Consider the following 12427-nt stretch of genomic DNA (forward strand, 5'->3'; position numbering starts at 1 on the left):
TGGGTGCGGGGAGGAGGGAGTACGACGGCGGGCGGTCACCCGCCGTCGTACTGCTAGACCTCTTCTACGGAACTGGGCTCTGCACGAGACAGATCGATGCCCAGTTCTTCCGCAGCCGTGAAGACTGCGTCATCAGAGTCACGCATTTCAATTGTGGTTCCGTCCGTGGAGAGTACTTCCACGTTCAGGCACAGCGACTGCATTTCCTTGATCAAGACCTTGAAGGACTCAGGAACGCCCGGCTCGGGGATGTTCTCGCCCTTGACGATTGCTTCGTAGACCTTGACGCGACCGTGGATGTCATCCGACTTGATGGTGAGGAGTTCCTGGAGCGTGTACGCGGCGCCGTAAGCTTCCAGCGCCCACACTTCCATTTCACCGAAGCGCTGGCCACCGAACTGTGCCTTACCACCCAGCGGCTGCTGGGTGATCATGGAGTACGGGCCGGTGGAGCGGGCGTGGATCTTGTCGTCCACCAGGTGGTGGAGCTTCAGGATGTACATGTAGCCGACGGAGATCGGGTCCGGGAACGGCTCGCCGGAGCGGCCGTCAAACAGGCGGGTCTTGCCTGAGGAGTTGATCAGGCGGTCGCCGTCGCGGGTCACGTTGGTGGAGTCGAGCAGGCCCGTGATTTCCTCTTCACGGGCACCGTCGAAGACCGGCGTGGCAACGGTGGTCTGGCCACTTTCGCGCGGCAGGTTCGGCAGCTGCTTGACCCATTCGGGCTCGCCTTCGATCTTCCAACCGGTCTTGGCAACCCAGCCGAGGTGCGTTTCCAGCACCTGGCCGACGTTCATACGGCCCGGAACACCCAGCGGGTTCAGGACGATATCAACAGGGGTGCCGTCGGCAAGGAAGGGCATGTCCTCGATCGGGAGGATCTTGGAGATAACACCCTTGTTGCCGTGGCGGCCGGCGAGCTTGTCGCCGTCGGTGATCTTGCGCTTGGCGGCCACGTAGACGCGGACCAGCTGGTTGACGCCCGGGGGCAGTTCGTCGTCGTTGTCGCGGTCGAAGACGCGGACGCCGATGACGGTGCCGGACTCGCCGTGCGGAACCTTCAGGGAGGTGTCGCGCACTTCGCGGGACTTCTCGCCGAAGATGGCGCGCAGCAGGCGCTCTTCCGGAGTCAGTTCGGTTTCACCCTTCGGGGTGACCTTTCCGACCAGGATGTCGCCGGCTTCAACCTCGGCACCGATGTGGATGATGCCTCGCTCGTCCAGGCCCGCCAGGACTTCCTCGGACACGTTGGGGATGTCACGGGTGATTTCCTCGGCACCAAGCTTGGTGTCGCGGGCATCGATCTCGTGCTCCTCGATGTGGATGGAGGAAAGAACATCCTCGGCAACAATGCGCTGCGAGAGGATGATGGCGTCCTCGAAGTTGTGGCCTTCCCATGACATGAATGCCACGAGCAGGTTCTTGCCGAGGGCCAGTTCGCCCTGGTCCGTTGCCGGGCCGTCGGCGATGATGCCGCCGACCTCGAGGCGCTGGCCTTCGCTCACCAGGACACGGTGGTTGTAGCAGTTGCCCTGGTTGGAACGCGCGAACTTGTTGATGCGGTAGTTGGTTTCCGTACCGTCGTCGTTGAGCATGATGACCAGCTCAGCGGAGACCTCGGTGACCACACCGGCCTTCTTCGCGATGACAACGTCACCGGCGTCGACGGCTGCGGCCCGCTCCATGCCGGTACCCACGAAGGGTGCCTCGGAACGGACCAGCGGCACGGCCTGGCGCTGCATGTTGGCACCCATGAGTGCGCGGTTTGCATCGTCGTGCTCGAGGAACGGGATCAGGGCCGTCGCAACGGACACCATCTGGCGCGGGGAAACGTCCATGAACTCGACGTCGGCGGCGGGAACCAGCACAGGCTCGCCTCCACCACCACGGGCGCGGACCAGGACGGTCTCTTCAGCGAACTTCTTGTTCTCGTCCAGCGGAGCGTTGGCCTGGGCGATCAGGACCTCGGCTTCGTCGTCTGCCGTCAGGTACTGGACGTTGTCGGAAACGACGCCGTCCTTGACCAGGCGGTACGGCGTCTCGATGAAGCCGAACGGGTTGATGCGGCCGTAGGATGCCAGCGAACCGATCAGGCCAATGTTCGGGCCTTCAGGGGTTTCAATGGGGCACATACGTCCGTAGTGGGACGGGTGAACGTCTCGCACTTCCATGCCTGCACGGTCACGGGACAGACCACCCGGGCCAAGCGCCGACAGGCGGCGCTTGTGGGTCAGGCCCGACAGCGGGTTGTTCTGGTCCATGAACTGCGACAGCTGGGAGGTTCCGAAGAACTCCTTGATGGCTGCCACAACCGGGCGGATGTTGATCAGGGTCTGCGGCGTGATGGCCTCGACGTCCTGGGTGGTCATACGCTCGCGGACAACGCGCTCCATGCGGGACAGGCCCGTGCGGACCTGGTTCTCGATGAGCTCGCCAACGGCGCGGATACGGCGGTTGCCGAAGTGGTCGATGTCATCGATCTCGACGCGCAGCTCGTGGTCCTGGCCGTCGCGCTTGCCCATCAGGGTCTTCTCGCCGGCGTGCAGGGCGACCAGGAACTTGATCATGGCCACGATGTCTTCAACGTGCAGGACAGAGGCTTCCTTGTCGCCAAGGGAGCGGTCAATGCCGAGCTTGCGGTTGATCTTGTAGCGGCCGACCTTGGCCAGATCGTAGCGCTTGGAGTTGAAGTACAGGTTGTCCAGCAGGGACTGGGCAGCCTCGACTGTGGGCGGCTCGCCCGGTCGCAGCTTCCGGTAGATGTCCAGCAACGCGTCTTCGCGGGTCTCGGTTGCGTCCTTCTCGAGGGTGGCGCGCATGGAGTCGTACTGGCCGAACTCTTCCAGGATCTGGCCTTCGGTCCAGCCGAGGGCCTTCAGCAGCACCGTGACGGACTGCTTGCGCTTACGGTCAAGGCGTACCCCGACCTGGTCGCGCTTGTCGATCTCGAGCTCGAACCATGCACCACGGGAGGGGATGATCTTTGCAGTGAAGATGTCCTTGTCACTGGTTTTGTCGGCGGTGCGCTCAAAGTAGGCGCCCGGCGAGCGGACCAGCTGGGAGACGACGACACGCTCGGTGCCGTTGACGACGAAGGTACCCTTCTCGGTCATCAGCGGGAAGTCGCCCATGAACACGGTCTGCTGCTTGATTTCGCCCGTGTTGTTGTTCATGAACTCGGCCTTGACGTACAGCGGTGCCGAGTATGTTGCGTCCCGGTCCTTGCACTCGGCCATGGTGTACTTCGGATCAGCGAACTCCGGATCGGAGAAGCTCAGGGACATGGTGCCCTGGAAGTCCTCAATCGGGGAGATCTCTTCGAAGATGTCCGACAGGCCGGACGTGGTGGCGACGCTGAGGTCGTTTTCTTCTACGGCTTTCGCTACGCGTGCCTGCCAGCGTTCGTTTCCGACCAGCCAGTCAAAGCTGTCCGTCTGCAGGGCAAGAAGATTCGGAACGTCAAGCGGTTCGTGAATCTTTGCGAATGAGAGCCGGCGAGTGGCACCATCAGTGCTGTCGGCGGTGTTAGCGGTTTCGTTATTAGAGGTGCTCGAGGCGACCAAGAGGGATCCTTCCACAGACCTTCAGGCGTTTTCAGATCTCCCCCGCTGTGCACCCTGCAGAGTGACTCTGCAGTGCTACCATCCGGTTCCGCTATATGACCCGGGGCCCACGCTGACCATACAATGACGTTGTTGACGGCACGTTGATGGTCAGCTGCCAGGCAAAGCCCACCGCTATATGAAGGCTGAAGGTAAACAGGGAAGACGCAAATATCTACGATACGGCAAAACCGATTACGTGTCTACCCCACATCGCGCGTTATTGCAAGACCCATCTTTTCGGCGTCCGGCCGCAAGCTCAGAGCTGGAGCGTGACACCCTCTGCGGTGCACTCGTTGGCGTTGGCGAAGACCGCATCACGGACCAAATCCTTTGACGACTGATCCACTTCACCGCCGCTTTCCATGGCCGAGGCGCGGTCCAGGGACAGGACGCTCAGGGAGGTGAACAGACCTTTTTGGTTGCCCGACGCAGCATCCTTGGCGTCCTGTGCGGCGAAGTAAATGTCCTCGTAGGCGTTGTGATCGCCCTGGATGGCTTTGTATTCGGCATAGAGGGTATTGAACTGCTCGCAGGCGGCCTTGACACCTCCTGCCTGGGGAGCCGAGGTACTTGAAGATCGCGACGGCGTCGCCCGGGAAGGTGCGGGGCTGGACGTCGCGGGGGTGGTGGACGTTGTGGCCTCCGGAGCAGGAGCGGCCACGCTGCAGGCGGTGAGTCCGGCGAGGCCGGCGACGGCCGCCGCGGCGAGGATTGTTTTCATGGTGTTGCTCCCTGATTCCGAATACGTGTTTCCTGTTTCCCACTGCATGTGCCACGGCGGACGAACCGGCCTCGTGCAAAAGTGTGTGCCGCCAACCCTATTGAGGCCGACGCCGTCGTGCACGTTGTGGATATGGGTAGTTCTCCCCTGCCCCGCGTTGCCTGCGGAGATTGTTGGATAATTAGGTGAGGAAGCTCACGATAGCCTTGGCCTACATCGGTTCAGATCGGAAGAGATAACAATGGGCAACTCCACAGACAACACTGACGTTGTCATCCTCTCAGCGGCGCGGACCCCGCAGGGGCGCCTCAACGGGCAACTGGCGAGCTTCACCGCCGTCGAACTCGGGGCCCACGCCATCAAGGCCGCCATCGCGGCCAGCGGCGTGGACGCCGGACGCGTGGACGCGGTGATCATGGGGCAGGTGCTCCAGGCCGGAGCGGGCCAGAACCCTGCCAGGCAAAGCGCCATCGGTGCCGGAATCGGTTGGAATGTACCTACGGTCACGATCAACAAAGTCTGCCTCTCCGGCCTGACAGCAGTCATCGACGCAGCCCGCCTCATCCGCAGCGGCGATGCCACCGTAGTCGTGGCCGGCGGGCAGGAATCCATGACGCGTGCGCCGCACCTGTTGCCCGGTTCCCGCCAAGGCTGGACCTACGGCGCGATCCAGGCCCTGGACGTCGCCGCCCACGACGGACTGACTGACGCCTTCGATGGTCAGTCCATGGGCCTCTCCACCGAAACCAGGAACCTCACCCTCGGCATTGACCGGACGTCGCAGGACAATGTGGCTGCCCAGTCCCACCAGCGTGCCGCGCTGGCAGCGAAGAACGGCGTGTTCGACGACGAAATCGCACCCATCAGCGTCAAGCAGCGCAAGGGCGACCCCATCGTCGTCGGCACCGATGAAGGCGTGCGCCCCAACACCTCAATCGAAACGCTGGCGGGCCTCAAGGCCGCCTTCGTCACGGACGGCACCATCACGGCAGGCAACTCTTCTCCCCTGTCCGACGGCGCCGCCGCCCTGGTGCTCACTTCGCGCGGGTTCGCCGAAGCGAACGGTCTTGACTACCTCGCCGTCGTCGGAAAGCCAGGACAGGTGGCCGGGCCGGACAATTCGCTCCACTCACAGCCGTCGCAGGCGATCATGAGCGCCCTTGACCGGGCAGGCTGGAGCACGGCGGACCTGGACTTCATCGAGATCAACGAAGCATTCGGTTCGGTGGCCGTGCAGTCCCTGAAGGACCTCGACTACCCGCTGGAGAAGTGCAACCTTCATGGCGGGGCCATTGCGCTTGGTCACCCCATCGGCGCCTCCGGGGCCCGGCTGGCGCTGCATGCCGCCCACGAACTGAGGCGGCGCGGAAGCGGCAAAGCCGCGGTCTCGCTGTGCGGCGGCGGAGGGCAGGGCGAAGCGCTCCTGCTGTACCGGGACTGATGGCTCCCCCAGCGGAAGCGGCCGACGGCGGCGGGAGGGCACGGTTCCTTGCTGACGCCGCGGCGCGGGGCCTCGACGTCGAGCTAGTGGAGCGGCTGGCCGCCCACAGCCTTGAGGAGGCAGCGGGCATCCTGGGTATTACACCGGCGGACATCGTAAAGTCCCTGGTGGTGAAGCACAAGGATGGCAGCTTCCTGTTCGCGCTGATCCCGGGCGACCGGCAGATCTCCTGGTCCAAGCTCAGGGGCCTGGTGGGGGTCAACAAGCTGTCGCTGCCGCCAGCCGATGTGGCGCTCGAGGCTACAGGCTATGAACGCGGCACCATCACGCCGCTGGGGAGCACGAAGGCGTGGCCTGTTTATGCGGACCGGACCATTGCGGGGCGCCGGATCTCCATGGGCGCCGGGCAACATGGTTACAGCGCTTTTGTGGATGCCGACGCCCTGACTGCTGCCCTGGGCGCCACTGTCGCGGACATCTCGGACCCCAACCCCATGTAGGTAGCAGCAGATGTCGCTATGAGCGCCCATAACGACATCTGCTGCTACCTAGTTGGGCTTAAAGCAGGAAACCCCGCCCACCGGAGTGGACGGGGTTTCCTGTTGGAGAAGCGAGCGTTACTTGAGGGTAACGGTGGCGCCGGCAGCCTCGAGCTGCTCCTTGGCCTTCTCGGCAGCTTCCTTGGTGGCACCTTCGAGGACAGCCTTCGGAGCGCTGTCAACCAGGTCCTTGGCTTCCTTCAGGCCCAGGGAAGTGATGGCGCGGACTTCCTTGATCACTGCGATCTTCTTGTCGCCAGCAGCCTCGAGAACGACGTCGAAGTCAGTCTTCTCTTCGGCCTCTTCAGCAGCGGCAGCCGGGCCTGCAACGGCAACGGCAGCAGCGGTAACTTCGAAGGTCTCTTCGAAGAGCTTGACGAACTCGGAGAGCTCGATGATGGTCAGTTCCTTGAAAGCTTCAATGAGCTCTTCGTTGGTGAGCTTCGCCATGGTGTGGCGTCCTTCCTATAGGTGGTGCTTGGCGGCCTGGGCCGTTGCCTTCACACCGGAGTCTGGTGGGGTAAAGAGAATCAGTTCTCTTCGGCTGCGGGAGCTTCGGCCGGGGCCTCTGCTCCAGCTTCTGCCTGAACTTCAGCAGCTTCTTCAGCGGCAGGAGCCTCGGCAGCTGCCGGTGCACCGTTCTCTTCTTCAAGCTTGAGGCGCAGTGCGTCAATGATGCGTGCAGCTGCGGCGGCAGGAGCCTTGAGGACTCCGGCAACCTTGGCGAGCTGCAGCTCGCGGGACTCGAGTGCTGCCAGTGCGGCAACTTCGCTGGCGTTCAAAGCCTTGCCCTCGAAGTAACCGGTCTTGATGACCAGCTGCTTGTTGGCCTTGGCAAAATCCGTCAGGCTCTTGGCAGCTGCAACTGCGTCACCCTTGATGAACGCAATTGCAGTGGGGCCGGAGAGGTCGCCGTCGAATGCTTCGACACCGGCTTCCTTGGCTGCAATGGCGGTCAGGGTGTTCTTGACGACCGAGAACTTGGTGTCCTGGCCGAGAGAAACACGCAGCTGCTTGAGCTGTGCAACGGTGAGCCCGCGGTATTCGGTCAGGACAGCGGCGTTCGATTCCTTGAAATCGTTAGTGATCTCAGCTACTGCTGAAACCTTTGCAGGCGTTGCCATAACCCTCCTTCCGGGGATAGTGCCGGTATACCGGGTCCCCGCTCAAGTGAGCTAAAACTAAAAACGCCCCGCGCAGATGCACGGGGCTTGGCTCAACACAGTTCAACTGCGGAGCTTTGCTTCGTTCACCTGCGCCGGCCGCCCTATGTTCAGGGTCCTTCGTCCAGAAAGCCACTTGCCCTCCAGCGCACAAACTACAGAGTTGAGCTGTGCTCAGGAGAGTGGATTTCCAACAACCGACGGTCTTTGGTAGTTCAAGCTTACGGGACGCGCCGTCCCTCTACCAAATCGGGCAAACCGGGGACTCAGCTCTTGCTGCTGCCCAGCTGCGGCAGCTCCTTTTGCCAGATCCCCGTCACGCCTGCCGTGGTGAATCCCAGCTGCTTGTTAACGGTCAGGAGGTATCTGTTCTCCGGGGCGTTCCAGGTGTAGATGACCCTGGCGTCCGGGAACTGTTCGGTCAGCCGTTCCATGTTGGCCACCTTGATCAGCAGGCCCAGCTTGTTGCCGCGGTGTTCCTGGAGCACCAGTGTGTCGTCCTGGAAGACGACATCTGCACGGTGGGCCAGGACGCTGATGGTGGTCAGCCCCACCAGGGCGCCGGTGGCCAGGTGCTCGACGGCGGTAACCACCGTCCGCCGTCCCTGCGCAATGGTGGCCTCTTCCGCCTCACGGAGGATGCCGCCGTCGAACACCATGTCCTGCTCAACCGGCGTCTCAAGGGAGGGGTCGACGTCGGCGCCGGCCTGGTTCTCCAGCACGGCCACAGCTTCCAGCCACTGGTCCGGGCAGCGGTCCGTCCAGTGATGCAGGCGGTACCGGCCGTTATTGGCGGCGTCGGCCTCCGCCTGGAGGTCCGCAACGAGCTTGGAGTCCAGGGGCAGGGTGCAGGAACTGAACTGCTCAATGTGTTGCAGGGTGTACCCGGTCTTGCGGGCAAACTCGACCTCGCGGCTGTCCAGCGGCACAAAACCCTGCCCTGAGCCGGGGACCAGCTGGGCTTTCTCAAACTCATGCAGTGAAGCACCCGGATGGTTGGTATCCACCAGGATCATGGTCCGGCCCTCAGCCCGCGCCAGGTGTTCAGCGGCGAGCAGCAGCTTCCTACCAACGCCCTGCCTCTGGAATTCGGGCAGGATATCCAGGGTGAACTCGGCCAGGTCCAGGTTGTCAGCCAGTGGAAGGGCGATGTCCACCGTGCCCACGATCTCGCCGTCGACCTTGGCCACCAGGATGATCTGGCGCTCGTAGGGATCCTCGAGCTCCAGGAGTTTCTCCAGCGGCGCGTAGGCCAGGTCATCACTTCCCCAGGTCTGCATCCGGACCTTGCGTCCCACCTCGACGGCGGCAAGGAAGTCCGCTGCGTCCGTCGCGTCCAGCGACTCCGGGATCCAAAGCTGCTCGATCTTCACATCTTTTGCCATAAGGGGCATCATCCCAGCCGTTTCTGCCACTCACCTTCATAGCCAGCAGGCTTGAATCCAAGCGAAATATTTATCGCCAGCATATGCTGGTTTTCGCTGGCATTCCATGTAAGGACGGACCGCGCGGCGGGCCAACGCTGCTGCGCCAGGCGCAGGTTCGCGAGCTTGACCAGCATTCCCAGGCGGTGTCCCCGGTGCTCCGCGGACACCAACGTATCCTGCTGGATCACGGAGGCGGGAACCGCCGGACGCCAGTTCAGGACCGTATAGGCTGCGAGCCTTCCGGACGTGCCGTGCATGGCCGCGGTGACCAGGCTTTGGACTCCGCCGCGGACGAGCATCTGTTCATCGTTGCGTACCCGAGCCGCATCCCAGTCCTCGGCGCCCCAGTCCAGTCCGGCCGTAGGCACATCGGTGCTCATCCGGGCTTTCAGGACGGCGTATTCCGCAACGAGTTCCCCGGGGCAGGATTCTGCCCAGGCAACCATTTTGTAGTCCAGGGCATGGGCGGACGCCTCGGCCTCCAGCGTTTCCAGACGCTCCGCGGGCACGGGCAAGGCAAGCCTGCTGGACCTTTCCACCTGCTCGAGCTCATACCCCGCCGCGGATGCGAAGGCGGTTGAGGCCTCATCCGGCGGCAGTCCGCCGGCTCCTGATTTGGCCGGGAGCAGCCTGCCCGAACGCTCCACGAGCTCCAGCGGGACCTCGCAATACGCGTCCAGCGACGTCCGGCCACGCCCCGCCGCAACGGACTCCGCATAGTCCAGCAGCCGCCTCCCCCATCCGCGCCGCCGGTATGCCGGGGCCACCAGGACATCGATTCCTGCGGTGGAGGTGTTTTCACGCAGTGGCAGCGTGACCGAGCACAGGCCCACCATCGCCCCGTTCAGCCTGGCGATGAACAGGTGCCGCTCCTCGTACTCATTTCCCTGCCAGAATTCCTTTGCTTCCGCCGCTGTGGGGCAGCGGTCAAGGTTGCCCCACTTCTGCCGCTCGTGGGCTTCGCGGAGGGCCTGGCAGGCACGGAAGTCCGTAGCACCGTCCGGACTGACCGCGGCGCCTGGCCTGCCGCCGTCGGGCGTTGGCGGGATCTGAACAGCGGTAATGGTCAGCGCGGTCATGCTCCCAGCCTAGCCATCCGGGCGGTCCAGTCGAGGGTGCGGGATTAAGCAAAGGGACCGCCCGGCGTGTGCCGGGCGGTCCCTCTTGGTGCCGGACGGAGCCGGCGGGAGGTGCTGTTTGAGGATCAGACCTCGGTCAGTACCTTGGTGACGTTGGGGTCAACGGAGATTCCCGGACCGAACGTGGTGGCCACGGTGGCCTTCTGGATGTAGCGGCCCTTGGAAGCGGACGGCTTCAGGCGAAGCACCTCTTCCAGTGCTGCGGCGTAGTTCTCGGCCAGCTTGATGGCGTCGAACGAAACCTTGCCGATGATGAAGTGCAGGTTCGAGTGCTTGTCGACGCGGAAGTCGATCTTGCCGCCCTTGATGTCGTTGACAGCCTTGGCGACATCCGCGGTAACGGTGCCGGTCTTCGGGTTCGGCATCAGGTTACGGGGACCCAGCACCTTACCCAGACGGCCAACCTTGCCCATGAGGTCAGGGGTGGCGACGGCTGCATCGAAGTCGGTCCAGCCGGCTGCGATTTTCTCGATCAGGTCATCGGAACCAACGAAGTCGGCGCCGGCTGCGATTGCTGCCTCAGCCTTGTCGCCCGTTGCGAAAACCAGGACGCGCGAGACCTTACCCGTGCCGTGCGGCAGGTTGACGGTGCCGCGGACCATCTGGTCAGCCTTACGGGGGTCAACGCCGAGGCGGAAGGCGACCTCAACGGTGGCGTCGAACTTGGACGGGTTGGTGTCCTTGGCGAGCGTTACTGCCTCGAACGGCGCGTAGAACTTCTCCGCGTCGATCTTGGCGGCTGCTGCCTCATATGCTTTGCTGCGCTTTGCCATGCTGCTTATTTCTCCTTGTGCAGTTGTGGTCTGCGGACCGCGCTGGGCCCTGCCACAGTTGGTGATCCGGCTCGGATTGCCAACATTTCAATGTTTCAGGTGGTGCCGGTTGCCCGGCGGGAAGGGCTATTAGCCCTCGACGGTGATACCCATGGAGCGGGCGGTGCCGGCGATGATCTTCGCTGCGCCTTCGAGGCTCGTGGCGTTGAGGTCTTCCATCTTGGTGGTGGCGATCTCGTTGACCTGGGCCTGGGTCAGCTTGGCAACCTTGACGGTGTGCGGCGTGGGTGAACCCTTGGCAACGCCTGCAGCCTTCTTGATGAGCTCAGCAGCCGGCGGGGTCTTGGTGATGAACGTGAATGAACGGTCTTCGTACACCGTGATTTCCACGGGGATGACGTTTCCGCGCTGGGCTTCTGTGGCAGCGTTGTACGCCTTGCAGAATTCCATGATGTTGACACCGTGCTGGCCAAGCGCAGGACCGATCGGCGGAGCCGGGTTAGCGGCACCTGCCTGGATCTGCAGCTTGATGAGGCCGGTGACCTTCTTCTTGGGAGCCAATGTAGGGTCCTTCTCTCAATGACGTCCTGGGACACAGGAGCGTGCCTCAGGTATTTGGCCGCCATGGCGAGGCGGCCGGCCGTTCCGGAACTGCTAAGCGGGCAGCGCCGGAGCGAATTCTGTGGTGAAGCTAGATCTTGGTGACCTGGTTGAACGCCAGGGTGACCGGGGTCTCGCGCTCGAAGATGGAGACCAGCACCACGAGGGTCTGGGATTCCACCTTGATTTCGGAGATCGTGGCCGGGAGGGTCTCGAATGGACCTTCCTTGACGATGACGGACTCGCCAACCTCGAAGTCAACGTCAACCGGGGCGGCAGCGTGCTTGACGGGCTTGCCCTTCTCGGCCTGCTCTTCTTCGAAGACCGGGGCGAGCATGGAGAAGACCTCATCGAGGCGCAGCGGGACGGGGTTGTGGGCGTTGCCCACGAAGCCGGTGACGCCGGGGGTGTGGCGGACGGCGCCCCAGGAGGCGTCCGTCAGGTCCATCCGGACCAGGACGTAGCCGGGGATGCGCACGCGGTTGATGACCTTGCGCTGGGCGTTCTTGATCTCAACGACTTCTTCCATGGGCACCTGGATTTCGAAGATGTACTCTTCCATGTCCAGGGTCTGGATGCGGGTTTCAAGGTTGGCCTTCACGCGGTTTTCGTAACCGGCGTAGGAGTGGATGACGTACCAGTCACCCTCCTGGCGGCGCAGTTTGGCCTTGAATTCCTCGGCGGGATCAACCTCGGCCTTGGCGGCCGCGGCAGCGAGGGCGTCAGCCTCCCCCGACTTTTCGTCGGAGTCGTCGCTGTCAACGTCCGCCTCTTCAGCGTCAGCGTCGTCGGCGGAATCGTCAGCGTCGTCAGAATCGGCGAAGTCGGATTCGGACGCAGCGGACTCAACCTCAGACTCTTCACCGGCTTCTGCCGTGACGTCCGTGGACTCTTCCAGCTCAGTCTCGGTTACCTCGAGCTCCTGCTCAGACACTTGGTCTCCTGCTTCCTCATTGCCTAACATGCCTATTTAAATGGCTCAATTCCGCACACTCCATGGTTCCCTCCGGTTTACCCGG

11 protein-coding genes are annotated in these 12427 nt (G+C 63.0%); 2 read left to right on the top strand and 9 right to left on the bottom strand.

Annotated elements, in window-relative coordinates; all coding sequences use genetic code 11:
- Positions 1-53 precede the first annotated feature (53 nt).
- Both rpoB and AU175_RS19045 read right to left on the bottom strand, forming a co-directional pair.
- Complete coding sequence (gene rpoB / locus AU175_RS19040; protein WP_066294484.1) at positions 54-3563, bottom strand: DNA-directed RNA polymerase subunit beta; 3510 nt, start codon at positions 3561-3563, stop codon at positions 54-56.
- 298 nt (positions 3564-3861) lie between these two features.
- A complete protein-coding gene (locus AU175_RS19045) occupies positions 3862-4326 on the bottom strand; it encodes a hypothetical protein (RefSeq protein ID WP_066293304.1) in 465 nt (154 codons plus the stop codon).
- A gap of 241 nt (positions 4327-4567) precedes the next feature.
- On the opposite strand from AU175_RS19045, the gene AU175_RS19050 reads away from it, so the two are divergent.
- A complete protein-coding gene (locus AU175_RS19050; protein WP_066293307.1) occupies positions 4568-5767 on the top strand; it encodes an acetyl-CoA C-acetyltransferase in 1200 nt (399 codons plus the stop codon).
- The gene (locus tag AU175_RS19055; protein ID WP_066293310.1) at positions 5767-6267 is read left to right on the top strand and encodes an aminoacyl-tRNA deacylase; all 501 of its coding nucleotides are present in this window, start codon (positions 5767-5769) and stop codon (positions 6265-6267) included. The genes AU175_RS19050 and AU175_RS19055 overlap by 1 nt, the downstream gene beginning before the upstream one ends.
- A 117-nt stretch (positions 6268-6384) precedes the next feature.
- Here AU175_RS19055 and rplL read toward each other — a convergent pair whose 3' ends face one another.
- From rplL to nusG, 7 genes are all read right to left on the bottom strand, one after another.
- A complete protein-coding gene (rplL, locus tag AU175_RS19060; RefSeq protein WP_011692821.1) occupies positions 6385-6756 on the bottom strand; it encodes a 50S ribosomal protein L7/L12 in 372 nt (123 codons plus the stop codon).
- A gap of 80 nt (positions 6757-6836) precedes the next feature.
- A complete protein-coding gene (rplJ, locus tag AU175_RS19065; protein ID WP_066293313.1) occupies positions 6837-7430 on the bottom strand; it encodes a 50S ribosomal protein L10 in 594 nt (197 codons plus the stop codon).
- Positions 7431-7735: 305 nt separating this feature from the next.
- On the bottom strand, positions 7736-8854 hold the full coding sequence (locus AU175_RS19070; RefSeq protein WP_066294485.1) for a GNAT family N-acetyltransferase: 1119 nt from the start codon (positions 8852-8854) through the stop codon (positions 7736-7738).
- A gap of 8 nt (positions 8855-8862) precedes the next feature.
- Positions 8863-9975, bottom strand: coding sequence for a GNAT family N-acetyltransferase (locus AU175_RS19075; protein WP_066293315.1), 1113 nt, complete (start codon positions 9973-9975; stop codon positions 8863-8865).
- 125 nt (positions 9976-10100) lie between these two features.
- Positions 10101-10808 carry a 50S ribosomal protein L1 gene (rplA, locus tag AU175_RS19080; protein ID WP_066293317.1) on the bottom strand — a complete coding sequence of 236 codons (708 nt, stop codon included), beginning with the start codon at positions 10806-10808 and terminating at the stop codon, positions 10101-10103.
- A gap of 129 nt (positions 10809-10937) precedes the next feature.
- The gene (gene rplK, locus AU175_RS19085) at positions 10938-11369 is read right to left on the bottom strand and encodes a 50S ribosomal protein L11 (protein ID WP_024365990.1); all 432 of its coding nucleotides are present in this window, start codon (positions 11367-11369) and stop codon (positions 10938-10940) included.
- A 130-nt stretch (positions 11370-11499) separates the two neighbouring features.
- Complete coding sequence (nusG, locus tag AU175_RS19090; protein ID WP_066293319.1) at positions 11500-12342, bottom strand: transcription termination/antitermination protein NusG; 843 nt, start codon at positions 12340-12342, stop codon at positions 11500-11502.
- Positions 12343-12427 lie beyond the last annotated feature (85 nt).

It is taken from the genome of Arthrobacter sp. B6 (genome assembly GCF_001663775.1).
Lineage (GTDB): Bacteria > Actinomycetota > Actinomycetes > Actinomycetales > Micrococcaceae > Arthrobacter.

Bases quoted from the DNA above. Each gene is read 5' to 3' on its own strand.
- AU175_RS19045 (WP_066293304.1), bottom strand. From the start codon at position 4,326: ATGAAAACAATCCTCGCCGCGGCGGCCGTCGCCGGCCTCGCCGGACTC.
- AU175_RS19050 (WP_066293307.1), top strand. From the start codon at position 4,568: ATGGGCAACTCCACAGACAACACTGACGTTGTCATCCTCTCAGCGGCG.
- AU175_RS19055 (WP_066293310.1), top strand. From the start codon at position 5,767: ATGGCTCCCCCAGCGGAAGCGGCCGACGGCGGCGGGAGGGCACGGTTC.
- rplL (WP_011692821.1), bottom strand. From the start codon at position 6,756: ATGGCGAAGCTCACCAACGAAGAGCTCATTGAAGCTTTCAAGGAACTG.
- rplJ (WP_066293313.1), bottom strand. From the start codon at position 7,430: ATGGCAACGCCTGCAAAGGTTTCAGCAGTAGCTGAGATCACTAACGAT.
- AU175_RS19070 (WP_066294485.1), bottom strand. From the start codon at position 8,854: ATGGCAAAAGATGTGAAGATCGAGCAGCTTTGGATCCCGGAGTCGCTG.
- AU175_RS19075 (WP_066293315.1), bottom strand. From the start codon at position 9,975: ATGACCGCGCTGACCATTACCGCTGTTCAGATCCCGCCAACGCCCGAC.
- rplA (WP_066293317.1), bottom strand. From the start codon at position 10,808: ATGGCAAAGCGCAGCAAAGCATATGAGGCAGCAGCCGCCAAGATCGAC.